This is a genomic window from Serratia sp. X10, assembly GCF_017811775.1.
GTDB lineage: Bacteria > Pseudomonadota > Gammaproteobacteria > Enterobacterales > Enterobacteriaceae > Serratia > Serratia ureilytica.
Map to the genome: position 1 here is coordinate 934,621 of NZ_JAEIOH010000002.1, position 25,860 is coordinate 960,480.

Genomic DNA, 25,860 nt, shown 5'->3' on the forward strand with positions numbered 1-25,860 from the left:
CCGCGCTCAGCGCGCATCGCCTAGCGCGGCGATATAGTCGGCCAGCAGTGGAATGTCGGCCGGGGCCAGGGTATATTCCTGCGCCTGTTGCGGCGTGACCCACACCAGCGCTGAGTGAAAGCGCTGTTGCAGTTCACCGGAGAACTTTGCGACTCGCCAAGCGTGTAGTCGGATGAGGCGTTCGCCTTGCTGCCACTGATTGCTGCCCACATAGTCGCCGATACGGGCGCAAATCCCCAATTCTTCATCCAGTTCGCGTGCCAGCGCCTGCGGTTGGCTTTCACCCGGCTCAACTTTGCCGCCGGGAAACTCCCACAGACCGGCCTGATCGCTGCCTGCGCCACGCTGGGCCAGCAAAATACGCCCATTTTGTTCCAGAATGGCGGCTACCACGTCGATAATTTTCATTGGCTTCACTGAGTAAAACCCCGGCGGGCGCCGGGGGGATGGGATTACAGCGTAAATTCCGCCCAGACCGGCGCATGGTCGGAAGGTTTCTCCATGCCGCGGGTTTGGTAATCGATGCCGGTGGCGATGCAGCGCGAAGCCAGTGGGGTGCTGGCCAGCAGCAGATCGATACGCAGGCCGCGGTTGTCGTCGAACCCTTTGGAACGGTAGTCGAACCATGAGAACTCGTCGTTGCGCCCCGGGTTGGCGTGGCGGTAGGTATCGACCAGGCCCCAGTTCAGCAGGCGGTCCATCCATTCACGCTCTTCCGGCAGGAAGGAGCATTTACCGGTGCGCAGCCAGCGTTTGCGGTTCTCTTCGCCGATGCCGATATCGTAATCGCTGGGGCTGATATTCATGTCGCCCATGATCAGCACCGGGGATTCCGCCGATAGCTGCTGCTCCAGGTAGTTTTGCAGATCCTGATAAAAGCGTGTTTTAGCCGGGAATTTGATCGGGTGGTCGCGGCTTTCACCTTGCGGGAAGTAGCCGTTGATCACCGTCAGCGTGCCCTGCGGCGTAGCCAGATCGGCCATGATGATGCGACGCTGCGCGTCTTCTTCATCGGTCGGGAAACCGCGGCGCACGGCCAGGGGCTCCGCTTTGGTCAGCAGCGCCACGCCGTAATGGCCTTTTTGCCCGTGATAGAACACGTGATAGCCGTGCTGGCTGACTTCTTCCAATGGGAACATGTCATCGTGAACTTTGGTTTCCTGCAGACCGATCACGTCGGGCTGGTGCTGTTCGATAATTGCCGCCAGCTGATGCGGACGCGCGCGCAGTCCATTGATATTAAAAGAGACAAACTTCATGAGCGGTGCCGTTTTCACGAGAAAAATGTGCTGTGATAGTAGCAGAGTTTGGCGGGAAATGTAACGCAGTCAGCGGCGAGCCCGCTGACTGCGCAGCCGGCCTTATTTCGCCCAGCGGTCGTAATTTTTGGGTTGATAGTCGTCAAACTGTTGCAGCAGCGTTTGCGCCGATTCGCTGATGTGCAGCGTACCGAGATAGTCGTGGCGCATGAAGCCCTGATCGGCGACGTGTTCGAGGAACTGGCTCAGTGGGCGGTAGAAACCGTTGACGTTCAGCAGGCCGACCGGTTTGTTGTGATACCCGATTTGCCCCCAGGTCCAGATTTCAAACAGCTCTTCCAGCGTGCCGATGCCGCCGGGCAGGGCGATAAAACTGTCCGCCAGCGCCGCCATACGGGCTTTGCGCGTATGCATGTCTGGCACCACTTCCAATTCAGTCAGGCCGCGATGCGCCGTTTCCGCTTCAACCAGGCGCTCGGGGATAATGCCGACAGCTTCACCGCCCGCCGCCAACACCGCGTCCGCCACAATCCCCATCAGTCCTTTTTTGCCGCCGCCGTAGATTAAACGGCGCCCCTGTGCGGCCAGCAATTGCCCCAGTTGGCGAGCCTGCTCGGCATAAGCGGGATTGACACCTTCGCTGGCGCCACAAAAAACGCAAATATTGTTTCGCATCCACCTGTTCCTTACTGCACTAAAGAAGCCAGTGGTATAGCGAATTGTCGGCCGGAGTTCAAGTTACGGGCGTAGGAGAGAAATAAAACGTCTGGATGAAAGCGGTTAATAAGGGGAGATAACTTGATTTATTGATACGAGAACATTGGATACAACGTGTTTTAAGTAGGGTTTGGATTTTTCTGCAAGGGATGGTGGTGGGGGAAGGATGATTCGTCGCTGCGCGACTCACCCTGCGGGCCGCGCTGAAGCGCGTTGTCTCACTGCGTGAGACTCGAACCTTGTCGAAGCTTCTCATCCTTCCCCTGTGCGGAGCATTATGGAGGCGATGTGCTTTTAACTCAGTTTTGGGATTTTCTGCAAGAGATGGTGGTGGGGGAAGGATTCGAACCTTCGAAGTCAGTGACGGCAGATTTACAGTCTGCTCCCTTTGGCCGCTCGGGAACCCCACCATGGTATTCATGGATTTAAAAATTGTTGTTCTGGTTTTATCCAGAAGAAACCTGGCCGGTTTCCTTAACTGCGTCTTCGCTCCTGGCGGAGAAAAGATGGTGGTGGGGGAAGGATTCGAACCTTCGAAGTCAGTGACGGCAGATTTACAGTCTGCTCCCTTTGGCCGCTCGGGAACCCCACCATATACATGGCTATTTAACTGGCCTTGCTTGCGAGAGCGCTGTCTCGGTAAGCGGGGCGCATCATATCAAATGAAGCGGATGTGTAAAGCATTGAAATGCAGAAAATGAATCGTTTGCCGTTTTTTTATTCTTGGCGGTGCATCCCTGAACGAAATGCACCGATTTATTGAACGATTACAGAATAACGGTGCGATTGCCGTAGACGAAGACGCGCTGCGCCAACACCTGATACAGGGCTCGGCTGAGCACGTTTTTCTCTACATCGCGGCCGGCGCGCATCATATCCTCGGCGGAATAGGTGTGATCGACGTGGATCACGTCCTGCATGATGATCGGGCCTTCGTCGAGATTGTCGTTAACGTAGTGAGCCGTGGCGCCGATGATTTTCACTCCGCGTTCGTAGGCCTGGTGATAAGGCCGCGCACCGATAAACGCCGGCAGGAACGAATGGTGAATGTTGATCACCTGATTCGGATAATGTTGCACGAAGGCCGGCGTCAGCACGCGCATATATTTGGCCAACACCACGTAATCCGGCTGATATTGATCGATCTTGGCCGTCATTTCGCGGTCGTGCTGTTCGCGCGTCAATCCTTCGTGGCTCACCAGATGGAAAGGAATATCGAAACGCTCCACCAGCGTTTGCAGCGTGTCGTGGTTGCCGATTACGGCGGCGATCTCAACGTCGAGGCCGCCATAGGCGCTTTTCATCAACAGATCGCCCAGGCAGTGCGCCTCTTTGGTGACCAGCACCACGATGCGACGGCGCCCGGTGCTGTGCAGTTCACGCAGCGAACCTTCCGGCAGGGCGCTGTCCAGATCGGCCAGCAGCGTGTTGTCGTTGAAAATGCCTTCCAGCTCGGTGCGCATGAAGAAACGCCCGGTGCGGTGATCGACGAACTCATTATTCTGGACGATATTGAGCTCGTGCTTGTAACAGATGTTGGTGATCTTGGCGATCAGCCCTTTGGCGTCCGGGCAGATGGTGCGTAACACTTTTCGTTGTACATTTTGGTGTGGCATGGGTTTGAGGATCCTGTCTGATACTGAACGGCCTGTCTGCGCAGGCGTTAACGTGAAGCGCGGCCGGTTAGCGCCCGCAGCACTTCTTATATTTTTTCCCGGAGCCGCAGGGACATATCGCATTTCGGCCGGGCTGGGGTTTGCTGCCGTCGATATAATACCAACGTTGATCGCGACGAAGGAAGCGTGAGCGCTCATGCATCGCCTGGGGCTCGCCGCTTTCGCCATCGGTGAAGCGGGCGATGAATTCGACGAAGCCTTCGTCCGGCTCATGGCCGGTTTGCTCCTCGACGATCGTCAAGCCCAGCCATTCGGTGTTTTTGAAACTGTCGACGATCGCAGTGCGCCATGCTTCGGCGCCGCAGTCGGGGTGCCAGGTGGCGATCAGATAGTCGACGTTATGATTCACGTAGGCGGTGAAGCGTGAACGCATCAGTTGGCCGGGCGTCGGCGCCGGCTGACTGCCGCTGATAAAAGGGGCGCAGCACGCGTTATACGCCAGTCCGCTGCCGCATGGGCATGATTCGGGCAAAATAACTCCTGAGAAAACGAGGCTGAAAATGAATTTAGCGCATATGTTACCTAACAATATTCGTCAGTGACAATCTACCCTGAAAGCAGAGAACACCTTTTACCGAGAGGATGGCGCTATGCGGCAAATCAAGATCGGACTGGCGCTGGGAGCGGGCTCGGCTAAAGGCTGGGCGCACATCGGCGTGATCAATGCGTTAAAGAAACTGGGGATTGAGGTCGATATCGTTGCCGGCTGCTCTGTCGGCGCGTTGGTGGGGGCGGCATTCGCCAGTCACCGTTTGCCGGTGATGGAGCAGTGGGTGCGGTCGTTCAGCTATTGGGACGTCATTCGTCTGATGGATTTTTCCTGGCAGCGCGGCGGTTTGTTGCGCGGCGATCGGGTGTTCAATGCCGTCGGGCAACTGTTGAAGATCAATGATATTGCCGAATGTGCGCTGAAGTTCGGCGCCGTGACGACCAATCTCAGCACCGGCCGCGAACTGTGGCTGACCGAAGGCGATATTCATCAGGCGGTGCGCGCTTCTTGCAGCATGCCAGGCCTATTGGCGCCAGTGTGGGCCGACGGCTATTGGCTGGTGGACGGCGCGGTGGTCAATCCGGTACCGGTGTCGCTCTGCCGGGCCCTGGGCGCCGATATTGTCATTGCGGTCGATCTGCAGCATGACGCGCATCTGATGCAGCAGGATCTGTTCTCGATACGCGGCGAGGACGAAAGCCTGGACGATACGCCTGCGGAGACCTGGCGCGGGCGCCTGCGGGAGCGTGTCGGCAGAATGCGCAAGCGCAAACCGACGACGGCGCCGACGGCGATGGAGATTATGAGCGCATCGATTCAAATGCTGGAAAATCGCCTGAAGCGCAACCGGATGGCGAGCGATCCGCCGGACGTTTTGATCCAGCCTTTTTGCCCGCAAATCTCAACGCTGGATTTCCACCGCGCCGATGAAGCGATCGCGGCGGGGTTGCTGGCGGTTGAAAAACAACTGGATCGGTTGTTGCCGTTGATAAAAAATAGATAATTCTCGGTTCTTGGTTGGCAATGCGCGGTTGGTCTGTTTCAGACGAGCATAAGTGACCTTTTTGAGCCACTATTACACTATGGAAAGGGACGAGGCTCGGCTGATGGCATTACCACTCACTCACAAGCGTATCTTGATCGTTGAGGACGAACAGGTTTTTCGTTCCGTGCTGGTCGGTTATCTGACCTCGCTGGGCGCTGAAACCGGCGAGGCGACCAACGGTTTACAGGCGCTGAGTGCCGTCGATGACTTCAAGCCGGATCTGATTCTGTGCGATCTCGCAATGCCGGAAATGGGCGGCATCGAATTCGTTGAACACCTGCGTCTGCAGGGGCTGCAGATCCCGGTGCTGGTGATCTCGGCTACCGACAAGATGGCGGACATCGCCAAGGTGCTGCGTTTGGGCGTACAGGATGTGCTGCTGAAGCCGCTGACCGATCTCAATCGCCTGCGTGAGGCGGTGCTGGCGTGTTTATACCCCAATATGTTCACCTCCCAGGCGATTGAAGAGGTTGAGCTGTTTCAGGATTGGGACGCGCTGAGCAAGAATCCTTCCGAAGCCGTCAAACTGCTTAAGCAATTGCAGCCGCCGGTGCAGCAAACCATTGCGCATTGCCGGATCAACTATCGCCAGTTAACCACGGGCGAAAATCCCGGGCTGGTGCTGGATATCGCGGCATTGTCAGAAAAAGACCTGGCGTTCTATTGCCTGGACGTCACGCGCGCCGGTGATAATGGCGTATTGGCGGCGCTGCTGTTGCGCGCATTATTTAATGGGTTGCTGCAAGACCATCTGGCTAATCAACAACATCGCCTGCCGCAAATGTCGGCATTGTTAAAGCAGGTTAATCAATTATTGCGGCAGGGGAAATTAGACGGCCAATTCCCGCTGTTGCTGGGATATTATCATGCCGAAAATAAAAACCTGATTCTGGTTTCCGCCGGGCTGCATGCCAACGTCAATACCGGCGACAATCAAATTCAGCTGAGCAACGGCGTGCCGTTGGGCACGCTGGGCGCCACCTACATGAACCAGATCAGTCAACGCTGTACGGCCTGGCAATGTCAGGTATGGGGCAGCGGCGGCCGATTGCGGCTGATGCTCAGCGCCGAATAATGGACGTTGATCGGCGATATCTTAAGCTATTCACTTATCGGTAATTAAACCGTTTATTTTTTCTCCCGATTATCAGAACGGGTAATAGTCCTAAATGTTTTCTATTTGTGTTCTGGTTAATGCCAGGCGCGCATAAGCTGGTATACTCCGAAGGTTTTTTTTATATCGATCCCAAGCTCATAAAATGAGCGCTTCAGCTTTAAGAGAGGAAATAATGCCTGCTGTAAATCGCAAAGTCAGAAAAGCCGTGATCCCGGTTGCAGGCTTGGGTACGCGGATGTTGCCGGCCACCAAAGCCATTCCGAAAGAAATGTTGCCGCTGGTTGATAAACCGCTGATCCAATACGTCGTCAATGAGTGCATTGCGGCAGGGATTAACGAGATTGTGCTGGTCACCCACTCCTCCAAGAACTCGATCGAAAACCATTTTGATACCAGTTTCGAACTGGAAGCGATGCTGGAAAAACGCGTCAAGCGTCAACTGCTCGATGAAGTGCAGTCAATCTGCCCGAAGGGCGTTACCGTGATGCAAGTCCGCCAGGGGAATGCCAAAGGCTTGGGGCACGCGATTATGTGCGCCTACCCGATGGTGGGTGATGAGCCGGTCGCGGTGGTGTTGCCGGATGTGATCCTTGACGAATACAGCGCCGATCCGAAAAAAGACAACTTGCACGACATGCTGCAGCGCTTCGAAACCACCGGCATCAGCCAGATCATGGTTGAACCTGTGCCGCATAAAGATGTTGGCAACTACGGCGTAGCCGACTGTAAGGGCGTCGAATTGCATCCGGGCGAAAGCGCGCCGATGGTCAGCGTGGTCGAGAAGCCGTCGCCGGAGAAAGCGCCTTCCAACCTGGCGATTGTCGGTCGTTATGTGCTGTCCGCCGATATCTGGCCGCTGTTGGCGAAAACGCCTCCGGGCGCCGGCGACGAAATTCAGCTGACTGACAGCATCGAAATGCTGATGCAGCAGGAAACGGTGGAAGCGTATCACCTGAAAGGCGTGAGCCATGACTGCGGTAACAAACTGGGTTACATGCAGGCCTTCGTGGAATACGGTATGCGCCATGCCAGCCTGGGCAAAGAATTTTCTCAGTGGCTGCAACAGGTTGTTGCCGCTGACAAGAAGTGATTGAGTGATCTTTCGTCTTAATTTGAAAAACTAGGATTTTCACATGAAAGTAACAGTTTTTGGTATTGGTTATGTGGGGCTGGTGCAGGCCGCCGTACTGGCTGAAGTAGGCCATGACGTTATGTGTATTGACGTCGATGAGCGAAAAGTCGAAAACCTGAAAAAAGGGAATATCCCGATTTTCGAACCGGGTCTGACGCCGCTGGTGCAGCAAAACTATGAGGCCGGCCGTCTGCATTTCACCACCGATGCCAAAGCGGGCGTGGCGCACGGGACTATCCAGTTCATTGCCGTCGGCACGCCGCCGGATGAAGACGGTTCCGCCGACCTGAAGTATGTCACCGCGGTGGCGCGCACTATCGCCGAGCACATGACCGATCGCAAAGTGGTGATCGACAAATCCACCGTACCGGTCGGTACGGCGGACAAGGTGCGTCAGGTGATGGCTGAAACGCTGGCGAAACGCGGCAGCAACGTGCCGTTTGACGTGGTATCCAATCCGGAATTCCTGAAGGAAGGCGCGGCGGTGGCAGACTGCATGCGTCCTGAGCGCATCGTGATCGGTACCGACAATAAAGATGTGATCGAGCCTATTCGCGAGCTGTACGAACCGTTTAACCGCAATCACGATCGTATGATCATGATGGATATCCGCAGCGCGGAGCTGACCAAATATGCCGCTAACTGCATGCTGGCGACCAAGATCAGCTTTATGAACGAAATGTCCAACCTGGCGGAAATGCTGGGCGCGGACATTGAGAAAGTGCGTCAGGGCATCGGTTCCGACTCACGCATCGGCTATCACTTCATCTACCCGGGTTGCGGCTACGGCGGCTCTTGCTTCCCGAAAGATGTCCAGGCGCTGATCCGTACGGCGGAGCAGATCGGTTACCAACCGAAGCTGTTGCAGGCGGTAGAGCAGGTCAACTATCAGCAGAAAGACAAGCTGAACAGCTTTATCAACGACTACTTCGGCGGCGATCTGAAGGGCAAAACCTTCGCGCTGTGGGGACTGGCGTTCAAGCCGAATACCGATGACATGCGTGAAGCTTCCAGCCGCGTGCTGATGGAACAGCTGTGGGCCGCCGGCGCCACCGTTCAAGCCTACGATCCGGAGGCGATGAACGAAGTTCAGCGCATCTATGGACAGCGTGACGATTTGAAGCTGGTGGGCACCAAAGAGGCTGCATTGCACGGCGCCGATGCGTTGGTGATCTGCACCGAATGGCAGAACTTCCGCGCGCCGGACTTCGATGTGATCAAGGGCGCGTTGAAGCAGCCGGTGATCTTCGATGGCCGTAACCTGTACGATCCGGAGCGTTTGGAAAATCGCGGCTTTACCTATTACGCAATTGGCCGCGGCGCCTCGATTAAACCGGTTATTTAAGGAGTGAGCATGAAATTCCTGGTTACAGGCGCCGCAGGGTTTATTGGCTATCACGTTGCAGAGCGTTTGTTGACCGCCGGTCATCAGGTTGTCGGCATTGATAACCTGAATGATTATTATGACGTGGGCCTGAAAATGGCCCGTCTGGATCGACTGGCGGATAAGCCGGGATTCCGCTTTATCAAGCTGGATTTGGCCGATCGTGAAGGCATGGCGGCATTGTTTGCCGAGCATCAGTTCCAACGAGTCATTCATTTGGGGGCTCAAGCCGGCGTACGTTATTCGCTGGTCAATCCGTTGGCTTATGCAGATGCCAACCTGATCGGTCATTTAAACGTTTTGGAAGGCTGCCGCCATAATAAGGTTGAGCATTTACTTTACGCCTCCTCCAGCTCGGTATATGGCCTGAATCGCAAGCTGCCGTTCGCCACCGAAGATTCTGTCGATCATCCGGTGTCACTGTATGCGGCGACTAAAAAAGCCAACGAGCTGATGTCACACAGCTATTCCCATTTATACGGTCTCCCGACGACCGGACTGCGGTTCTTTACGGTATATGGTCCCTGGGGGCGCCCGGATATGGCGCTGTTCAAGTTTACCAAAGCCATATTGGCCGGGGAGAGCATCGACGTATATAACCACGGTGAAATGCACCGAGATTTTACTTACATCGATGACATCGCCGAGGCGATAGTGCGGTTGCAGGCGGTTATTCCGCAGGCGGATCCGTCATGGACCGTTGAACAAGGATCGCCGGCAACCAGTTCAGCGCCGTATCACGTTTATAATATCGGCAATAACACCCCCGTTAAACTGATGGAATATATCAGCGCTCTGGAGCAGGCATTGGGGGTGACGGCCCGTAAGAATATGCTGCCGATGCAACCGGGCGATGTGATGGATACCAGCGCGGATACGGAAGAGCTTTATCGTGACATTGGCTTTAAACCGGAAACCAGCGTTGAAGAGGGCGTGAAGCGCTTTGTTGACTGGTATAAGGCATTCTATCAGGTTCAATAATTGAACGCGGATAAATGCGATAGAAGGGGCCTTTGGGTCCCTTTTTTTCGCTGCGATCTCATGTACGGCGCAAAAGCGAATTAGGATATTTACTAAAAGGAGAGAGGAATGACGGGAGCAGGGTTATACGCTCTAAAAATGAAAAGGCCCCCCGCAGGGGGCCTTTCAGATACGGACTGAATCGCTATTACAGCAGGAAATCATCCAGAGATTTACCTTGCTCTTCGATTGCTTTCTTAATCACCGCAGGAGTACGGCCTTGGCCGGTCCAGGTTTTCAGTTCGCCGTTTTCGTCTTTATATTGGTATTTAGCTGGACGTGCTGCACGTTTTGCTTTGCCGGCAGCCTTGTTGGCAGCCATGGTTTGCAGCAGTTCATTTGGATCGATACCGTCAGCAATCAGCATTTCGCGGTATTGCTGCAGTTTACGAGTGCGTTCTTCGATTTCTGCTTGAGCCTGGCTGTCTTCTTCGCGACGTTCGTTCACAACAACTTCCAGTTTCTCGAGCATTTCTTCCAGCGTTTCCAGTGTGCATTCTCTTGCCTGGGCGCGCAGAGTGCGGATGTTGTTCAAAATCTTTAATGCTTCGCTCATTGTCCTAGTCTCAAATTATATTGGTGGGGGGCGTCTCGATAATAATAGAGTGCTCTTTTCTTTTCTGCAATAGCCAAATTGGCTTGAATACTCAAATTTACCTTTAAAAAAACCGTTAATCGGATCAGTCCGACTAATAATAGGAAGGGCTGTTAACTATTACCCTTGGCACGCTTAAGTCAAAATTTCAGCAGAAAGGCTTTAAAAGGCGCGTATCACAAGGCTTTCATCGATAAGTTATCGTAGTAATTTATATCAATATTACAATGAGTTCTGTGGGCTTAATCACGCCACGGCAGGTCAGACATTGTAAACAATAGGGGTATATAGGTAAAGATTGCGTCAGTTAACCTTGGCGCGTCGGCGCAGGTGATTAAATGCCCGGAATTGGGCTCGTGTATAATAGACGGGGGCTCCGCCGCGGCTGCAGCGCCAGCGACAGGGAATGGGCAAGTCGGCATTAATGGGCAAATCACCGGGCTTAACCATTAGCAAGAATTAATAGTGATGACAGGCATACATTATCCTGTAAATAGCTGTAAAAAGAACGGGCCGACAGAACGATATGTTTCGCTTGAAAGCGCATTATTACGGCGAACGCAATATTCGTTCGCTTTGGGCTGAGCCGGGGGGCGGGTTATGGTACACTTACCGTCCTAATCAACATTTTGAATATTTCTTATACCATCGGAGTTGCGGGGCCATGGCTCAACTTTATTTTTATTACTCTGCGATGAATGCCGGCAAGTCCACCGCGCTGCTACAGTCTTCATATAACTATCAAGAGCGCGGTATGCGCACGCTGGTGTTCACCGCGGAGATTGATCACCGCTTTGGCGTAGGCAAAGTCAGTTCGCGCATTGGTTTATCCTCGCAGGCCCAGCTCTATAACAACGACTCGATGCTGTACGCCATGATCCAGCAAGAGCATCAACAGCAACCGGTGCATTGTGTGCTGCTGGATGAAAGCCAATTCCTGACCAAAGCGCAGGTTGAGCAATTATGCGATGTGGTGGACCAACTGGACATTCCCGTATTGTGTTACGGCTTGCGTACCGATTTTCTCGGCGAGTTGTTTACCGGCAGCCAATATTTGCTGGCCTGGGCCGATAAACTGGTGGAATTGAAAACCATCTGTCACTGCGGGCGTAAAGCCAACATGGTGTTGCGGTTGGATGAGAATGGCAAGGCGATGCACGCCGGCGAGCAGGTGGTGATTGGCGGTAACGAGAGCTATGTCTCCGTCTGTCGCAAGCATTATAAAGAGGCGATTCACTCCCTGGAGTAGGGGAGAAAATGCCGCCAGCGCCCGCTGAGGCGTTTTGGCGGCGGGATAAGAAAAAACGCGCGCCAGGCGCAATAAAAAACCCGCCATTCGGCGGGTTTTTTCATCGGTTCACGGAACCGTTATTTCTTGGACTTCTTTACCGCGGTTTTGGCTGCGACCGGTGCAGCTGCTTCCTCTTCCACCGTTTCGCTGAATTCGCGGCCATAGAAGGTATCCAGCATGATTTGCTTGAGTTCGGCAATCAGCGGATAGCGTGGGTTGGCGCCGGTGCATTGGTCGTCGAAAGCGTCTTCCGACAGCTTGTCGACTTTCGCCAGGAAGTCGGCTTCCTGCACACCCGCCTCACGGATGGAGGCTGGGATGCCCAACTCGGTTTTCAGCTCGTCCAGCCAGGCCAGCAACTTCTCAATCTTCTGCGCGGTGCGGTCGCCCGGCGCGCTCAGGCCGAGGTGGTCGGCGATTTCAGCGTAGCGGCGGCGCGCCTGAGGGCGGTCGTACTGGCTGAAGGCCGTCTGCTTGGTCGGGTTGTCGTTCGCGTTGTAACGAATGACGTTGGAAATCAGCATCGCGTTAGCCAGGCCGTGCGGAATGTGGAACTCCGAACCCAGTTTGTGTGCCATAGAGTGACAAACCCCGAGGAAGGCGTTGGCGAAAGCGATACCGGCGATGGTGGCGGCGTTGTGCACGCGTTCACGGGCAACCGGGTTCTTCGCGCCTTCTTTATAGCTGGCCGGCAGATACTCTTTCAACAGTTTCAACGCTTGCAGCGCCTGGCCGTCAGAGTATTCGTTCGCCAGCACCGACACGTAGGCTTCCAGCGCGTGGGTCACCGCATCCAGGCCGCCGAAGGCGCACAGGGATTTCGGCATGTTCATCACCAGGTTGGCGTCGACAATCGCCATGTCCGGGGTCAGCGCATAGTCGGCCAGCGGGTATTTCTGCCCGGTGGCGTCGTCGGTCACGACGGCGAATGGTGTGACTTCCGAACCGGTGCCTGACGTCGTGGTGATAGCGATCATCTTCGCTTTGACGCCCATTTTCGGGAACTTGTAGATACGCTTGCGGATGTCCATGAAGCGCAGCGCCAGATCCTCGAAGTGGGTTTCAGGATGTTCGTACAGCACCCACATGATTTTCGCGGCGTCCATCGGCGAGCCGCCGCCCAGCGCGATGATGACGTCCGGTTTGAAGGAGTTCATCTGCTCGGCGCCTTTACGCACGATGCTCAGCGTCGGATCGGCTTCCACTTCGAAGAACACTTCGGTTTCGATGCCGTGTGACTTGAGAACCTTGGTGATCTGGTCAGCATAGCCGTTGTTGAACAGGAAACGGTCGGTCACGATGAAGGCGCGTTTCGCCCCGTCGGTCGCCACTTCTTCCAGCGCGATTGGCAGCGAGCCACGGCGGAAGTAGATCGATTTCGGAAGTTTATGCCACAACATGTTTTCTGCTCGCTTCGCTACAGTTTTCTTGTTGATCAGGTGCTTAGGTCCGACGTTTTCAGAGATGGAGTTACCACCCCAGGAACCGCAACCCAGCGTCAGCGAAGGCGCGAGTTTAAAGTTGTACAGGTCGCCGATACCGCCCTGAGACGCCGGGGTGTTGATCAGGATGCGAGCCGTTTTCATTTTATCGCCGAAGTAGGCGATGCGAGCCGTTTGGTTATCCTGGTCGGTGTACAGGCAGGAGGTATGGCCGATACCGCCCATGGCGACCAGTTTTTCGGCTTTGGCGACGGCGTCTTCGAAGTCTTTGGCGCGGTACATCGCCAGCGTTGGCGACAGTTTTTCATGGGCGAAAGGTTCGGACTCGTCGACCAGCTTCACTTCGCCGATCAGCACTTTGGTGTTGGCCGGCACTTTAATGCCCGCCATCTCGGCGATTTTCGGCGCGGATTGCCCGACGATGGCCGCGTTCAGGCCGCCGTTTTTCAGGATGATGTCCTGCACCGCCTTCAGTTCTTTGCCCTGCAGCAGATAGCCGCCGTGGGAAGCGAAGCGCTCGCGTACCGCATCATAGATAGCGTCAACGACGATGACCGACTGTTCGGAAGCGCAGATAACGCCGCTGTCGAAGGTTTTGGACATCAGGATAGAGGCGACCACGCGTTTGATGTCTGCGGTCTCGTCCACCACGACCGGCGTGTTACCGGCGCCTACGCCGATTGCCGGTTTGCCGGAGCTGTAGGCGGCTTTCACCATGCCCGGGCCACCGGTGGCCAGGATCAGGTTGATGTCAGGGTGGTGCATCAGCTGGTTGGACAGCTCGACGGTAGGTTGGTCGATCCAACCGATGATGTCTTTCGGCGCGCCGGCGGCGATAGCGGCTTGCAGCACGATGTCGGCGGCTTTGTTGGTGGCATTCTTCGCACGCGGGTGCGGCGAGAAGATGATGCCGTTGCGGGTTTTCAGGCTGATCAGCGCTTTGAAGATCGCGGTAGAAGTTGGGTTGGTGGTAGGAACGATACCGCAAATCAGGCCGATAGGTTCGGCGATGGTGATGGTACCGAAAGTGTCATCTTCAGACAGGATGCCACAGGTTTTTTCATCTTTATAGGCGTTGTAGATGTACTCGGAAGCGAAGTGGTTTTTGATCACTTTGTCTTCGACGATACCCATTCCGGATTCTTCGACGGCCATTTTGGCCAACGGGATACGGGCATCAGCAGCGGCGAGGGCGGCAGCGCGGAAGATTTTATCCACTTGCTCTTGAGTGAAGTTGGCATATTCGCGCTGGGCTTTTTTGACACGTGCGACAAGCTCGTTCAGTTCAGCGACATTCGTTACAGCCATAATGCTCTCCTGATAATGTTAAACTCTTTCAGTAAATAAGCCGTGCGAGCCACTAGTATAGTCGTAACGGGGATAAGCGGTGATGAGAATACCGGGGTCCTCCCGCGTTATTTCTTCGCATGCTGCTGATTTGCTTAAAGAGCTTTACCCTACGCCAACCGGAGGGGCAGGCAGTGAGGAGAACGGAACCGGCGATGCTGCAGCCTACTTTGTTCTACTCCCTGACTACGACTAAGAGCTTACCCACTGTTGAGTAGTTGATTTGTGATCTAAATCATGAAAAGTGCAAGCTGACACCTTTCAGCTTGGTGTTTTTGAGAGTGATTCTCAATAACTGTGATCGGTGACTCTTTTTTCAACATAAAAAATCAAAAGGCCATACATCACTTTAACAAAGGGCATTTGTTTTGTTGCCTAACTTGCTGGCAGTCAAAAATGCTGCTCTGGCCGGATGGATTACCCGCGGCAATTCCATTACATTAGCGCGCATAGTCAGCACACCTTTACAGCAATTAACGCGGAGCCATCTGTGGGCCAATCTCTGTTGGATCTTTCCGGCTTTATCAAGTTCTTTGTCGGTCTGTTTGCGCTGGTCAACCCGGTGGGCATCTTGCCGGTGTTTATCAGCATGACCAGCTACCAGGCGGAAGCGGGGCGCAATAAAACCAACCTGACCGCCAACCTGTCGGTTGCCATCATTCTATGGACATCGCTGTTCCTGGGTGAAGGGATCTTGCGGATGTTCGGCATCTCCATCGATTCGTTCCGCATCGCCGGCGGTATTTTGGTGGTGACCATCGCCATGTCGATGATCAGCGGCAAGCTGGGAGAAGACAAGCAGAACAAACAGGAGAAATCGGAGAGCGCGATCCGCGAAAGCATCGGCGTGGTGCCGTTAGCGCTGCCGTTGATGGCGGGGCCGGGGGCGATCAGTTCCACCATCGTGTGGAGTTCTCGTTATCACAATTGGCAAAGCCTGCTCGGCTTTACGGTGGCGATCGCCTTATTCGCTTTTTGCTGCTGGTTATTGTTCCGCGCCGCGCCGCTGTTGGTGCGTTTGCTTGGGCAGACCGGCATCAACGTGATCACCCGTATCATGGGCCTGTTGCTGATGGCGCTCGGGATCGAATTTATCGTTACCGGCATTAAGGCGATATTCCCCGGCCTGTTGTAATCGCTCTCGCTTGGCCGCGCCTCTGTCTTTGAGCGCGGCTAAAATTAATTTTAAAAGTTAAATTATTTATTGGTTCGCATTATTATAGTGCACAAGATGAATAAAATTTATGCCATTGCACTCTTATGTTGCATAAATCTCATGTTGCTGCTTAAAAAAAACGCTAAGCGTTATTTCAGACACTTTTCTTTCCCCATTTCCGCGCGTTTTCTCCTCGTTAAACGGTAAAGCTGTTGTTAAATTAATCACATCATTCTGTGGGGCTTGTCTCACTTTCATCCAGGTGTTATTAGTGATTAACCGCCTGTAGGCAGGTGTTTGTTCTTTGAATGGCTAGTTTGTTAACTGAATGTTTCTTTGTGCGGCGACGGGATTGCATCGACAGTTTCAAATGAAACTAATTTTGAGTTTTATCCTTTAAAATCAAGGTTATTTTTATGTTTTCCCTTGCCCTTCATCACAAGGGCTGGATCGGGATTGGTGCGATAAAAGAGAATTGCTTAACATTTTTGTAAAATTTATTGGCTATGGAATTTGGCTTCTGCTAATTTCCGAGCAACTTTCCCGTGGTCAATTAACTGAAATGCGCCATAAAAACGGGAATGATTTTTGCTGGTATCCGTTTATTTAGAATTCTTATAAACACTTCACAAACTTCGATAAGCGATGCTTGTCGGTGAAAAGGAGCCTCGATTATGCAGCAAACCCTGAAGCGCACTTCTTTGACCTTGTTGATTAGCGGCGCGTTGAGCGTCATTGCCGTAAATAGCAGTTTGGCGGCGGAGGTTCCGGCCGGCGTCCAATTGGCGCAGCAGCAGAATATTGTCATCAACAACGGCAGCGAAGTGGCTTCATTGGATCCGCATAAGGTCGAGGGCGTACCCGAAAGCAATATCATTCTTAACCTGCTGGAAGGGCTGGTGAGCACCGACGCCAACGGGCATGTGGTACCGGCGGCAGCGGCGAGTTGGGAAAACCAGGATTATCGGCAGTGGACCTTCCACCTGCGCCCCGGCGCGGTGTGGAGCGACGGCAGCCCGGTCACCGCGCAAGACTTCGTCTACAGTTGGCAGCGCCTGGCCGATCCGAAAATCGCTTCGCCCTACGCCAGTTACCTGCAGTACACCAAAGTCGAGAATATCGACGACATCCTGACCGGCAAAAAGAGCCCGCAAACGCTCGGCGTCAAGGCGCTGGACGATCAAACGCTGCAGGTGACCCTGAGCGAACCGGTGCCGTATTTCATCAGCATGCTGAGCCACACGTCGCTCAAACCGGTCAAACGCGCGGTGGTGGAGAAATTCGGCGACAAATGGACGCTGCCCGCTAACTATGTCGGCAACGGCGCTTACCGCCTGAAAGAGTGGGTGGTGAACGAGCGCATTGTGCTGGAGCGCAGCCCGAGCTACTGGAATAACAAGCAGACGGTGATCAACCAGGCGACCTTCCTGCCGATCGCTTCTGAAGTCAGCGACGTCAATCGCTTCCGCAGCGGCGAGATCGATATCACCAACAGCGCCATTCCGCCGTACCTGTACGTCAAAATGAAGCGCGAAGTGCCCGATCAACTGCACGTTAACCCTTATCTGTGCACTTTCTATTACGAACTCAATAACCAGCGGGCGCCGTTCACCGATCCGCGGGTGCGTGCGGCGGTGAAGATGACGCTGGATCGCGACATTATCGCCAACAAAATCATGGGCCAGGGGCAGATCCCGGCCTACAGCTTCACGCCGACCTTCACCGAAGGCGCCAACTTCACGCAGCCCGCGTGGGCCGGCTGGAGCCAGGAACAGCGCAACGCCGAAGCCAAAAAACTGCTGGCGGAAGCGGGTTACAGCGCCGCCAAGCCGCTGAAATTCTCGCTGCTGTACAACACCTCCGATCAAAACAAACAGCAGGCGATCGCCGCCGCATCGATGTGGAAGAAGAACCTCGGCGCCGACGTCACGCTGCGCAACCAGGAGTGGAAGACCTCGCTGGAAAGCCGCCATCAGGGGCAGTACGACGTGGCGCGCGCCACCTGGTGCGGGGATTACAACGAGCCGAGCGCCTTCCTGAACCTGGTGCTGTCCAACAGCAGCATCAACACCGTGTTTTACAAGAGCCCGGCGTTCGACGCCATCATGGCCGCCACGCTGAAGGCGCCGGATGAAGCCGCGCGCGCCGCGCTCTACCAACAGGCGGAAACGCAGTTGGACAAAGACTCCGCATTGATTCCGGTGTATTACCGCGTCAGTGCGCGTTTGATCAAACCGACGGTAGGCGGGTTCACCGGCAAAGATCCGCTGGACTATACCGACGTTAAAAATCTGTACATCATCAAGCAGTAAAAGGGGTATTCCTCACGCTGAACCGCAGGGGAATATGGGGAAGGCCCGCCGCCGCATTCGTTCCGCAGCGGCGGGAAAACAGAGTCCGCTTACGGGCAACGCAGGTTCCACGAAGAGCCTGTGATAATAAAAAACTGGAGTCGATAAGTATGACCAACATCACGAAGAAAACCCTCATTGCCGCCGGCGTCATCGCCGCACTCGGCATCACAGCAACCACCTCCGCCTTCGCGGCCGACGTTCCTGCAGGCGTGCAACTGGCCGACAAGCAAGAAATCGTCAAAAACAACGGTTCCGAAGTGCAGTCGCTTGACCCGCATAAAATCGAGGGCGTGCCGGAAAACAACGTGACCCGCGATCTGATGGAAGGCCTGGCGAACAACAGCCCGGACGGTTCCATCGTGCCGGGCGTCGCGGAAAGCTGGGATAACAAGGATTTCAAAGTCTGGACCTTCCACCTGCGTAAAGACGCCAAATGGTCCAACGGCAAGCCGGTGACGGCGCAAGATTTCGTATACAGTTGGCAGCGCGTGGTGGATCCGAAAACCGCGTCGCCTTACGCCAGCTACCTGCAGTACGCCCACGTAGAAAACGTCGATGACATCATCGCCGGTAAAAAAGACAAGTCGACGCTGGGCGTGAAGGCTATCGACGACCACACCTTCCAGGTGACCCTGAGCGAGCCGGTGCCTTATCTGGTTGAAATGACCCCGCACTACGCCATGAAACCGGTCTATAAGGACGCGGTAGAGAAGTTTGGCGAGAAGTGGACGCTGCCGGCCAACTATGTCAGCAACGGCGCTTACAAACTGAAAGACTGGATTGTCAACGAACGTATCGTACTGGAACGTAACCCGGAATATTGGGATAACGCCAAAACCATCATCAATAAAGTGACGTTCCTGCCTATTTCGTCGGAAGTGACCGACGTTAACCGCTACCGCACCGGTGAAATCGACATGACCTACAACAACATGCCGATCGAACTGTTCCAGAAGTTGAAGAAAGAGATCCCGAAAGAGGTGCACGTCGATCCTTATCTGTGCACCTACTACTACGAAATCAACAACCAGAAGGCGCCGTTCACCGATGCGCGCGTGCGTGAAGCGCTGAAGCTGGGCATGGACCGCGACATTATCGTCAACAAGGTGAAAAACCAGGGCGATCTGCCGGCCTACAGCTTTACGCCGCCATACACCGACGGCGCCAAGCTGACCCCGCCGGAATGGTTCGGCTGGACGCAGGAAAAACGCAACGAAGTGGCGAAGAAACTGCTGGCGGACGCCGGCTACGGCCCGGGTAAACCGCTGACCTTCTCCCTGCTGTACAACACCTCCGACTTGCACAAGAAGCTGGCGATCGCCGCCGCCTCCATCTGGAAGAAAAACCTGGGCGTGGACGTGAAGCTGGTGAACCAGGAGTGGAAAACCTTCCTGGATACCCGCCATCAGGGGACCTATGACGTGGCGCGCGCCGGCTGGTGTGCCGATTACAACGAGCCGAGCTCGTTCCTGAACATGATGCTGTCCGACAGCAGCAGTAACACCCCGCACTACAAGAGCGCCGAGTTCGACAAGCTGATGGCCAACGTGTTGACCGCGAAGACCAAAGACGAGCGCGCCGATCTGTATCAGAAAGCGGAAGTGCAGCTGGATAAAGATTCCGCCATCGTTCCGCTGTATTACTATGTGAACGCCCGTTTGGTGAAACCTTACGTCGGTGGCTACACCGGCAAAGACCCGCTTGATAACGTGTACGACAAAAACCTGTACATCATCAAGCATTGATACGGTAAGAGCCGGCGGCGCAGCCGCCGGCCCATGTTGAGAATAATAAGCCGTCATCAGGCTGTCGCACAGGGTTAGGGCAATGCTGAAATTTATACTTCGTCGCTTGTTGGAAGCGATCCCGACACTATTTATCCTTATTACCATCTCATTCTTCATGATGCGCCTCGCGCCCGGCAGTCCATTTACCGGGGAACGCGCATTGCCGCCGGAAGTCATGGCGAATATCGAAGCCAAATACCATTTGAACGACCCGATCTGGAAACAGTACGGTCATTATCTGGCGCAGCTTGCGCAGGGAGACTTCGGCCCGTCCTTTAAATACAAGGACTATTCGGTCAACGATTTGGTGGCCAGTTCTTTCCCGGTGTCCGCCAAGCTCGGCCTGGCCGCGTTTCTGTTGGCGGTGGTGCTGGGCGTTAGCGCCGGCGTGATCGCGGCGTTGAATCAAAACACCAAATGGGACTATACGGTCATGGGGTTCGCCATGACCGGGGTGGTGATACCCAGTTTCGTGGTGGCGCCGCTGTTGGTGCTGATCTTCGCGATTACGTTGAAATGGCTGCCGGGCGGCGGCTGGAACGGTGGCGCGCCTAAGTTCATCATCTTGCCGATGGTGGCGCTGTCGCTGGCCTATATCGCCAGCATCGCCCGTATCACGCGCGGCTCGATGATTGAAGTGCTGCACTCCAACTTCATTCGCACCGCGCGCGCCAAAGGTTTGCCGATGCGCCGCATCATTTTCCGCCACGCGCTGAAGCCGGCGCTGCTGCCGGTACTGTCCTACATGGGCCCGGCGTTCGTCGGGATCATCACCGGCTCGATGGTGATCGAAACCATCTACGGTCTGCCGGGGATCGGCCAGCTGTTCGTTAACGGCGCGCTGAACCGCGACTACTCCCTGGTGTTGAGCCTGACCATTCTGGTGGGCGCTCTGACCATTCTGTTCAACGCGATAGTCGATGTGCTGTATGCGGTCATCGATCCGAAAATCCGTTATTAATCTGGAGCACGCGAATGATGTTGACTAAAAAGAACAGCGAAGCTCTGGAGCACTTCAGCGAGAAGCTGGAAGTGGAAGGGCGCAGCCTGTGGCAAGACGCGCGTCGGCGCTTTATGCACAACCGCGCGGCGGTCGGCAGCCTGTTTATTCTGGCGCTGATCACGCTGTTTGTGGTGCTGGCGCCGATGCTGTCGCAATTTGCTTACGACGATACGGATTGGGCGATGATGTCCGCCGCGCCGAGCATGGAATCGGGGCACTACTTCGGCACCGACTCCTCCGGGCGTGATCTGCTGGTGCGCGTGGCGATCGGCGGGCGCATCTCGCTGATGGTCGGCGTAGCCGCCGCGCTGGTGGCGGTAGTGGTGGGTACCCTGTATGGCGCGATGTCCGGCTATCTGGGCGGTAAGGTCGACTCGGTGATGATGCGCCTGCTGGAGATCCTCAACTCCTTCCCGTTCATGTTCTTCGTTATCCTGCTGGTGACCTTCTTTGGTCAGAATATCCTGCTGATCTTCGTGGCGATCGGCATGGTGTCGTGGCTGGATATGGCGCGTATCGTGCGCGGGCAAACCCTTGGCCTGAAGCGCAAGGAGTTCATTGAAGCGGCGCTGGTGTGCGGCGTCTCCACGCGCAACATCGTGCTGCGGCATATCGTGCCTAACGTGCTCGGCGTGGTGGTGGTGTATGCCTCGCTGCTGGTGCCGAGCATGATCCTGTTCGAATCCTTCCTCAGCTTCCTGGGGCTGGGCACGCAGGAGCCACTGAGCAGCTGGGGCGCATTGCTCAGCGACGGCGCCAACTCAATGGAAGTTTCACCGTGGTTGCTGCTGTTCCCGGCGGGTTTCCTGGTGGTCACTCTGTTCTGTTTCAACTTTATCGGCGATGGCCTGCGTGACGCCCTCGACCCGAAAGATCGTTAAGGAGTGCAACCATGAGCACCATTGAACATCCTGAGCTGCAAACCGCCGCCGGCGTCAAAGCGTCGCCGCTGCTGGACGTGAAAGACCTGCGCGTCACGTTTTCCACTCCGGACGGCGACGTGACGGCGGTGAACGATCTGAACTTCGATCTGCGCGCCGGTGAAACGCTGGGCATCGTCGGTGAATCAGGCTCCGGCAAATCGCAGACCGCGTTCGCCCTGATGGGGCTGCTGGCCAGCAATGGCCGCATCGGCGGCTCGGCCAAATTCAACGGCCGTGAAATCCTCAACCTGCCGGAAAATCAGCTCAACAAGCTGCGGGCCGAGGAAATCTCGATGATCTTCCAGGACCCGATGACCTCGCTGAACCCTTATATGCGCGTTGGCGAACAGCTGATGGAAGTGCTGATGCTGCATAAGAAAATGAGTAAAAGCGAAGCCTTCGACGAGTCGGTACGCATGCTCGACGCGGTGAAAATGCCGGAAGCGCGCAAGCGCATGCGCATGTACCCGCACGAGTTTTCCGGCGGCATGCGCCAGCGCGTGATGATCGCCATGGCGCTGCTGTGCCGGCCGAAGCTGCTGATCGCCGATGAGCCGACCACCGCGCTGGACGTGACCGTCCAGGCGCAGATCATGACGTTGCTCAACGAGCTGAAACGCGAGTTCAACACCGCCATCATCATGATCACCCACGATCTGGGCGTGGTGGCCGGCATCTGCAACAAGGTGCTGGTGATGTACGCCGGCCGCACCATGGAATACGGCAGCGCGCGCGAGGTGTTCTACCAGCCGAGCCACCCGTATTCCATCGGTCTGTTGAACGCGGTGCCGCGTCTCGACGCCGAAGGCGAGGCGTTGCTGACCATTCCCGGCAACCCGCCGAACCTGCTGCGGTTGCCGAAAGGCTGCCCGTTCCAGCCGCGCTGCCCGTACGCCATGGAACAGTGCGCGAGCGCTCCGCCGTTGGAGCAATTTGGGGAAGGGCGCCTGCGCGCCTGCTTTAAACCGGTGGAGGCGTTGGTATGACAGCGGTAACCGACAAGAAAGTGCTGCTCGAAGTGGCCGATCTGAAAGTGCACTTCGACATTCATGACGACAAGCAGTGGTTCTGGCAGCCGCCGAAAACCCTGAAGGCGGTCGACGGCGTTACGCTGCGGCTGTTCGAAGGGGAAACCCTGGGCGTGGTCGGCGAATCCGGCTGCGGCAAATCCACCTTCGCGCGCGCCATCATCGGCCTGGTGAAGGCCACCAGCGGGCGCGTCGCCTGGCTGGGTAAAGATCTGCTGGGCATGAGCGACGCCGACTGGCGCAAAACCCGCAGCGATATCCAGATGATCTTCCAGGATCCGCTGGCTTCGCTCAACCCGCGCATGACCATCGGCGAAATCATCGCCGAGCCGCTGCGCACCTACTACCCGAAAATGCCGCGTCAGGAAGTGAAGGACAAGGTCAAGGCGATGATGCTGAAGGTCGGCCTGCTGCCTAATCTGATCAACCGTTATCCGCACGAGTTCTCCGGTGGCCAGTGCCAGCGTATCGGCATCGCGCGCGCGCTGATCCTCGAACCGAAGCTGGTGATCTGCGACGAGCCGGTCTCCGCGTTGGACGTGTCGATTCAGGCGCAGGTGGTGAACCTGCTGCAGCAGCTGCAGCGCGAAATGGGGCTGTCATTGATCTTTATCGCCCACGATTTGGCGGTGGTGAAGCACATTTCCGATCGCGTGCTGGTGATGTATCTGGGCCATGCGGTGGAGCTGGGCACCTATGACGAGGTGTACCACAACCCGCAGCACCCTTACACCAAGGCGCTGATGTCGGCGGTGCCGATTCCGGATCCGGACAAGGAGAAGGAAAAGCAGATCCAGCTGTTGGAAGGGGAGCTGCCTTCGCCGATCAACCCGCCGTCCGGCTGCGTGTTCCGTACCCGCTGCCCGATCGCCGGGCCGGAGTGCGCCAAAACGCGTCCGCTGCTGGAGGGCAGTTTCCGCCACGCGGTTTCCTGCCTGAAGGTCGATCCGCTGTAATGCGCCGCTAAGCCGGCAACAAAAAGCCCCGCTGACTGAGCGGGGCTTTTTTTATCCGAGACGCCAGCGGCGAATCACTCTTTCCACAGAATGTGGCACAGCTTGTGGTCTTTCTCGCGGCAGATCAGCACGCGGGCGAACACGTCATTGATCGGCTCGCCGTCGCTGTCCGCCAGACCGATCACCACTTCGGCGAAGAAGTCCGGGTTCAGGTCGTAATCCACGTGCTCGCTCCAGTCTTCGGAGGGATCGTACAGTTCTGCGCCGCCGCGCTCTTCAAACTGCAGATTGAACAGCAGAATATCCGCCGGATCCAGATTGTCGCCGGCCAATTCGAGGAAGATGTCGTAGGCCTGTTCCAGCGTTTCGTCTTCGGTAAGGCGGTTATTCAAATCCATAAAAAAATCCTGATAACAAATGATTTGGCGCTATTAAAGCACGCTCGCCGCGGCTTTTACAGCAACGGGCTGAAAAAGTAGAACAGGCGCTCGACCAGGCGGTGCCAGAACGGCCGCTTCAGCCACTCTTTAGCGTTCAGCAGCTTGGAGCGAGCGATGTAATCTTCCTGCACGCAGGCCAGATCGCTGCCGAAGCCGTCATCGTCGATCACCAGGGTGATTTCGAAATTCAGCCACAGGCTGCGCATATCCAGATTGACGGTGCCGACCAGGCTGAGCTGGCCGTCGACCAGCACGCTCTTGGTGTGCAGCAGGCCGCCTTCGAACTGATAGATTTTCACGCCGGCTTCCAGCAGCTCGGAGAAGAACGCCCGGCTGGCCCAGCGCACCATCATCGAATCGTTGTCGCGCGGCACGATGATGCTGACCTCGACGCCGCGCAGAGCGGCGGTGCAGATGGCGTGCAGCAGATCGTCGCTCGGCACGAAGTACGGCGTGGTCATGATCAGCTGTTCGCGCGCGGAATAAACCGCGGTCAGCAGCGCCTGGTGGATCATTTCCTCGGGGAAGCCGGGGCCGGAGGCGATCACCTGAATGGTGTGGCCGCTTTCCTGCTCGAACGGCATGATGTTGACGTCCGGCGGCGGCGGCAGAATGCGCTTGCCGGTTTCAATTTCCCAGTCGCAGGCGTAGACGATGCCCATGGTGGTGGCCACCGGGCCTTCCATGCGCGCCATCAGATCGATCCATTGACCGACGCCCGCATCCTGTTTGAAATAGCGTGGATCGACCATGTTCATGCTGCCGGTATAGGCGATGTAGTTGTCGATCAGCACCACCTTGCGGTGCTGACGCAGATCCATGCGGCGCAGGAATACGCGCAGCAGGTTGACCTTCAGCGCTTCGACCACTTCGATGCCGGCGTTGCGCATCATCGCCGGGTAGGGGCTGCGGAAAAATTGCAGGCTGCCGGCGGAGTCCAGCATCAGACGGCAGTGTACGCCGCGCCGCGCGGCGGCCATCAGCGATTCGGCCACCTGATCGACCAGGCCGCCGGGCTGCCAGATATAGAACACCATTTCGATGTTGTGGCGTGCCAGCTCGATGTCGCGGATCAGCGCTTTCAGCGTGTCGTCGGTGGTGGTGAGCAACTGCAGCTGGTTGCCCTTGACGCCATCGATGCCCTGGCGGCGGTTGCACAGCTGGAACAGGGGTTCGGCGACTTTACTGTATTCGGTGGCGAAGATGCGGCGGCTCTCTTTCAGCTCTTTCAGCCAGCGCGCGGTCGACGGCCACATGGCCTTGGCGCGCTCGGCCCGGCGCTTGCCCAGATGCAGCTCGCCGAACGATAAATAGGCGACGATGCCGAACAGCGGCAGAATATAGATAACCAGCAACCAGGCCATGGCAGAGGGAACCGCACGGCGTTTCATCAAAATGCGCATCGTCACGCCGGCGATCAGCAGCCAGTAGCCGAACACCATGAGCCAACTGATTACGGTATAAAATGTTGTCATAAAGGCGAAAAATCCCGTTCGCAAACCACCAATGATGAGTGTACGCACAGATCGGTCAAGGCGAAACCTTTTATCGGCGCTTATGTTACATAAATATGATGAAGTTAAGGCACTTGCCGAAATCGAAAGGGCGGCTTTTAGCGGCGCGGCGCCTGCGATGTCGCCGATAACGGCGACTTGGATCGCGGGCTGAAAGGGCTATAATGCCCGCGGTTGGCATTAG

Annotated in this window: 22 protein-coding genes, 2 tRNA genes and 1 other RNA gene; 13 read left to right on the plus strand and 12 right to left on the minus strand. The window is 55.9% G+C overall.

What is annotated here, in order from left to right:
- Window positions 1-6: 6 nt before the first annotated feature.
- The 8 genes from J9788_RS09870 to J9788_RS09905 all read right to left on the minus strand — a co-directional run bounded on the left by J9788_RS09870 (window position 7) and on the right by J9788_RS09905 (window position 4,124).
- A complete protein-coding gene (locus tag J9788_RS09870; protein WP_182265091.1) occupies window positions 7-408 on the minus strand; it encodes a pyrimidine (deoxy)nucleoside triphosphate diphosphatase in 402 nt (133 codons plus the stop codon).
- Window positions 409-452: 44 nt separating this feature from the next.
- Window positions 453-1,259, minus strand: a complete 807-nt coding sequence (gene xthA / locus J9788_RS09875) for an exodeoxyribonuclease III (RefSeq protein ID WP_046898910.1) — start codon at window positions 1,257-1,259, stop codon at window positions 453-455.
- A gap of 102 nt (window positions 1,260-1,361) precedes the next feature.
- Complete coding sequence (locus tag J9788_RS09880) at window positions 1,362-1,934, minus strand: TIGR00730 family Rossman fold protein (protein ID WP_004932190.1); 573 nt, start codon at window positions 1,932-1,934, stop codon at window positions 1,362-1,364.
- A gap of 192 nt (window positions 1,935-2,126) precedes the next feature.
- Window positions 2,127-2,253, minus strand: a non-coding RNA gene (locus tag J9788_RS09885) — RtT sRNA.
- 48 nt (window positions 2,254-2,301) lie between these two features.
- Window positions 2,302-2,386, minus strand: a tRNA-Tyr gene (locus tag J9788_RS09890).
- A 97-nt stretch (window positions 2,387-2,483) separates the two neighbouring features.
- Window positions 2,484-2,568, minus strand: a tRNA-Tyr gene (locus J9788_RS09895).
- A gap of 175 nt (window positions 2,569-2,743) precedes the next feature.
- Window positions 2,744-3,592 carry a formyltetrahydrofolate deformylase gene (gene purU / locus J9788_RS09900; RefSeq protein WP_004932187.1) on the minus strand — a complete coding sequence of 283 codons (849 nt, stop codon included), beginning with the start codon at window positions 3,590-3,592 and terminating at the stop codon, window positions 2,744-2,746.
- Between the two features lie 67 nt (window positions 3,593-3,659).
- Window positions 3,660-4,124 carry a YchJ family protein gene (locus J9788_RS09905; protein WP_046898911.1) on the minus strand — a complete coding sequence of 155 codons (465 nt, stop codon included), beginning with the start codon at window positions 4,122-4,124 and terminating at the stop codon, window positions 3,660-3,662.
- Window positions 4,125-4,242: 118 nt separating this feature from the next.
- Here J9788_RS09905 and rssA point away from each other — a divergent pair, with 118 nt between their 5' ends.
- From rssA to J9788_RS09930, 5 genes are all read left to right on the plus strand, one after another.
- Window positions 4,243-5,145 (plus strand): patatin-like phospholipase RssA, encoded by a 903-nt coding sequence (gene rssA, locus J9788_RS09910; RefSeq protein WP_046898912.1) that lies wholly within the window; start codon window positions 4,243-4,245, stop codon window positions 5,143-5,145.
- A 103-nt stretch (window positions 5,146-5,248) separates the two neighbouring features.
- On the plus strand, window positions 5,249-6,262 hold the full coding sequence (gene rssB / locus J9788_RS09915) for a two-component system response regulator RssB (RefSeq protein WP_004932178.1): 1,014 nt from the start codon (window positions 5,249-5,251) through the stop codon (window positions 6,260-6,262).
- Window positions 6,263-6,476: 214 nt separating this feature from the next.
- Window positions 6,477-7,394, plus strand: coding sequence for a UTP--glucose-1-phosphate uridylyltransferase GalU (gene galU, locus J9788_RS09920; RefSeq protein ID WP_033650221.1), 918 nt, complete (start codon window positions 6,477-6,479; stop codon window positions 7,392-7,394).
- Window positions 7,395-7,437: 43 nt separating this feature from the next.
- Complete coding sequence (locus J9788_RS09925) at window positions 7,438-8,781, plus strand: UDP-glucose/GDP-mannose dehydrogenase family protein (protein ID WP_042784706.1); 1,344 nt, start codon at window positions 7,438-7,440, stop codon at window positions 8,779-8,781.
- Between the two features lie 9 nt (window positions 8,782-8,790).
- Window positions 8,791-9,801: an NAD-dependent epimerase gene (locus J9788_RS09930; RefSeq protein WP_182264331.1), complete on the plus strand. Its 1,011-nt coding sequence runs from the start codon at window positions 8,791-8,793 to the stop codon at window positions 9,799-9,801.
- A gap of 187 nt (window positions 9,802-9,988) precedes the next feature.
- Here the strand turns inward: J9788_RS09930 and hns are convergent, their stop codons facing one another.
- On the minus strand, window positions 9,989-10,396 hold the full coding sequence (hns, locus tag J9788_RS09935) for a histone-like nucleoid-structuring protein H-NS (RefSeq protein WP_004932170.1): 408 nt from the start codon (window positions 10,394-10,396) through the stop codon (window positions 9,989-9,991).
- Between the two features lie 703 nt (window positions 10,397-11,099).
- Here hns and J9788_RS09940 point away from each other — a divergent pair.
- Complete coding sequence (locus tag J9788_RS09940; protein WP_033650224.1) at window positions 11,100-11,684, plus strand: thymidine kinase; 585 nt, start codon at window positions 11,100-11,102, stop codon at window positions 11,682-11,684.
- A 119-nt stretch (window positions 11,685-11,803) separates the two neighbouring features.
- On the opposite strand, the gene adhE is transcribed toward J9788_RS09940, so the two are convergent.
- Window positions 11,804-14,476 (minus strand): bifunctional acetaldehyde-CoA/alcohol dehydrogenase, encoded by a 2,673-nt coding sequence (gene adhE, locus J9788_RS09945; protein WP_046898916.1) that lies wholly within the window; start codon window positions 14,474-14,476, stop codon window positions 11,804-11,806.
- A gap of 529 nt (window positions 14,477-15,005) precedes the next feature.
- Between adhE and J9788_RS09950 the strand changes: the two genes are divergently transcribed.
- The 7 genes from J9788_RS09950 to oppF all read left to right on the plus strand — a co-directional run bounded on the left by J9788_RS09950 (window position 15,006) and on the right by oppF (window position 23,722).
- Entirely contained in the window at window positions 15,006-15,650 is a 645-nt protein-coding gene (locus tag J9788_RS09950; RefSeq protein ID WP_015378089.1) for a YchE family NAAT transporter, read from the plus strand.
- 695 nt (window positions 15,651-16,345) lie between these two features.
- Window positions 16,346-17,983, plus strand: a complete 1,638-nt coding sequence (locus J9788_RS09955) for an ABC transporter substrate-binding protein (RefSeq protein ID WP_046898917.1) — start codon at window positions 16,346-16,348, stop codon at window positions 17,981-17,983.
- Window positions 17,984-18,132: 149 nt separating this feature from the next.
- Window positions 18,133-19,770 carry an oligopeptide ABC transporter substrate-binding protein OppA gene (gene oppA, locus J9788_RS09960; RefSeq protein ID WP_046898918.1) on the plus strand — a complete coding sequence of 546 codons (1,638 nt, stop codon included), beginning with the start codon at window positions 18,133-18,135 and terminating at the stop codon, window positions 19,768-19,770.
- Between the two features lie 82 nt (window positions 19,771-19,852).
- Complete coding sequence (gene oppB, locus J9788_RS09965) at window positions 19,853-20,773, plus strand: oligopeptide ABC transporter permease OppB (RefSeq protein ID WP_004932150.1); 921 nt, start codon at window positions 19,853-19,855, stop codon at window positions 20,771-20,773.
- A gap of 14 nt (window positions 20,774-20,787) precedes the next feature.
- Complete coding sequence (gene oppC, locus J9788_RS09970) at window positions 20,788-21,696, plus strand: oligopeptide ABC transporter permease OppC (RefSeq protein ID WP_033643297.1); 909 nt, start codon at window positions 20,788-20,790, stop codon at window positions 21,694-21,696.
- A gap of 11 nt (window positions 21,697-21,707) precedes the next feature.
- Complete coding sequence (locus tag J9788_RS09975) at window positions 21,708-22,724, plus strand: ABC transporter ATP-binding protein (RefSeq protein ID WP_182264332.1); 1,017 nt, start codon at window positions 21,708-21,710, stop codon at window positions 22,722-22,724.
- Window positions 22,721-23,722, plus strand: a complete 1,002-nt coding sequence (gene oppF / locus J9788_RS09980) for a murein tripeptide/oligopeptide ABC transporter ATP binding protein OppF (protein ID WP_019452737.1) — start codon at window positions 22,721-22,723, stop codon at window positions 23,720-23,722. The genes J9788_RS09975 and oppF overlap by 4 nt, the downstream gene beginning before the upstream one ends.
- 74 nt (window positions 23,723-23,796) lie before the next feature.
- Here the strand turns inward: oppF and J9788_RS09985 are convergent, their stop codons facing one another.
- Window positions 23,797-24,120, minus strand: a complete 324-nt coding sequence (locus J9788_RS09985; protein ID WP_004932139.1) for an HI1450 family dsDNA-mimic protein — start codon at window positions 24,118-24,120, stop codon at window positions 23,797-23,799.
- A 56-nt stretch (window positions 24,121-24,176) separates the two neighbouring features.
- Window positions 24,177-25,637, minus strand: coding sequence for a cardiolipin synthase (cls, locus tag J9788_RS09990; protein WP_033643295.1), 1,461 nt, complete (start codon window positions 25,635-25,637; stop codon window positions 24,177-24,179).
- Between the last annotated feature and the right edge of the window lie 223 nt (window positions 25,638-25,860).

What these genes read in the sequence shown, in the direction of transcription:
- adhE (WP_046898916.1), bottom strand. Translation starts at nt 14,476, where the DNA reads ATGGCTGTAACGAATGTCGCTGAACTGAACGAGCTTGTCGCACGTGTC.
- galU (WP_033650221.1), top strand. Translation starts at nt 6,477, where the DNA reads ATGCCTGCTGTAAATCGCAAAGTCAGAAAAGCCGTGATCCCGGTTGCA.
- xthA (WP_046898910.1), bottom strand. Translation starts at nt 1,259, where the DNA reads ATGAAGTTTGTCTCTTTTAATATCAATGGACTGCGCGCGCGTCCGCAT.
- J9788_RS09930 (WP_182264331.1), top strand. Translation starts at nt 8,791, where the DNA reads ATGAAATTCCTGGTTACAGGCGCCGCAGGGTTTATTGGCTATCACGTT.
- oppC (WP_033643297.1), top strand. Translation starts at nt 20,788, where the DNA reads ATGATGTTGACTAAAAAGAACAGCGAAGCTCTGGAGCACTTCAGCGAG.
- purU (WP_004932187.1), bottom strand. Translation starts at nt 3,592, where the DNA reads ATGCCACACCAAAATGTACAACGAAAAGTGTTACGCACCATCTGCCCG.
- hns (WP_004932170.1), bottom strand. Translation starts at nt 10,396, where the DNA reads ATGAGCGAAGCATTAAAGATTTTGAACAACATCCGCACTCTGCGCGCC.
- J9788_RS09940 (WP_033650224.1), top strand. Translation starts at nt 11,100, where the DNA reads ATGGCTCAACTTTATTTTTATTACTCTGCGATGAATGCCGGCAAGTCC.
- J9788_RS09985 (WP_004932139.1), bottom strand. Translation starts at nt 24,120, where the DNA reads ATGGATTTGAATAACCGCCTTACCGAAGACGAAACGCTGGAACAGGCC.
- J9788_RS09880 (WP_004932190.1), bottom strand. Translation starts at nt 1,934, where the DNA reads ATGCGAAACAATATTTGCGTTTTTTGTGGCGCCAGCGAAGGTGTCAAT.
- oppF (WP_019452737.1), top strand. Translation starts at nt 22,721, where the DNA reads ATGACAGCGGTAACCGACAAGAAAGTGCTGCTCGAAGTGGCCGATCTG.
- rssA (WP_046898912.1), top strand. Translation starts at nt 4,243, where the DNA reads ATGCGGCAAATCAAGATCGGACTGGCGCTGGGAGCGGGCTCGGCTAAA.
- J9788_RS09975 (WP_182264332.1), top strand. Translation starts at nt 21,708, where the DNA reads ATGAGCACCATTGAACATCCTGAGCTGCAAACCGCCGCCGGCGTCAAA.
- oppB (WP_004932150.1), top strand. Translation starts at nt 19,853, where the DNA reads ATGCTGAAATTTATACTTCGTCGCTTGTTGGAAGCGATCCCGACACTA.
- J9788_RS09925 (WP_042784706.1), top strand. Translation starts at nt 7,438, where the DNA reads ATGAAAGTAACAGTTTTTGGTATTGGTTATGTGGGGCTGGTGCAGGCC.
- cls (WP_033643295.1), bottom strand. Translation starts at nt 25,637, where the DNA reads ATGACAACATTTTATACCGTAATCAGTTGGCTCATGGTGTTCGGCTAC.
- rssB (WP_004932178.1), top strand. Translation starts at nt 5,249, where the DNA reads ATGGCATTACCACTCACTCACAAGCGTATCTTGATCGTTGAGGACGAA.
- J9788_RS09870 (WP_182265091.1), bottom strand. Translation starts at nt 408, where the DNA reads ATGAAAATTATCGACGTGGTAGCCGCCATTCTGGAACAAAATGGGCGT.
- J9788_RS09955 (WP_046898917.1), top strand. Translation starts at nt 16,346, where the DNA reads ATGCAGCAAACCCTGAAGCGCACTTCTTTGACCTTGTTGATTAGCGGC.
- oppA (WP_046898918.1), top strand. Translation starts at nt 18,133, where the DNA reads ATGACCAACATCACGAAGAAAACCCTCATTGCCGCCGGCGTCATCGCC.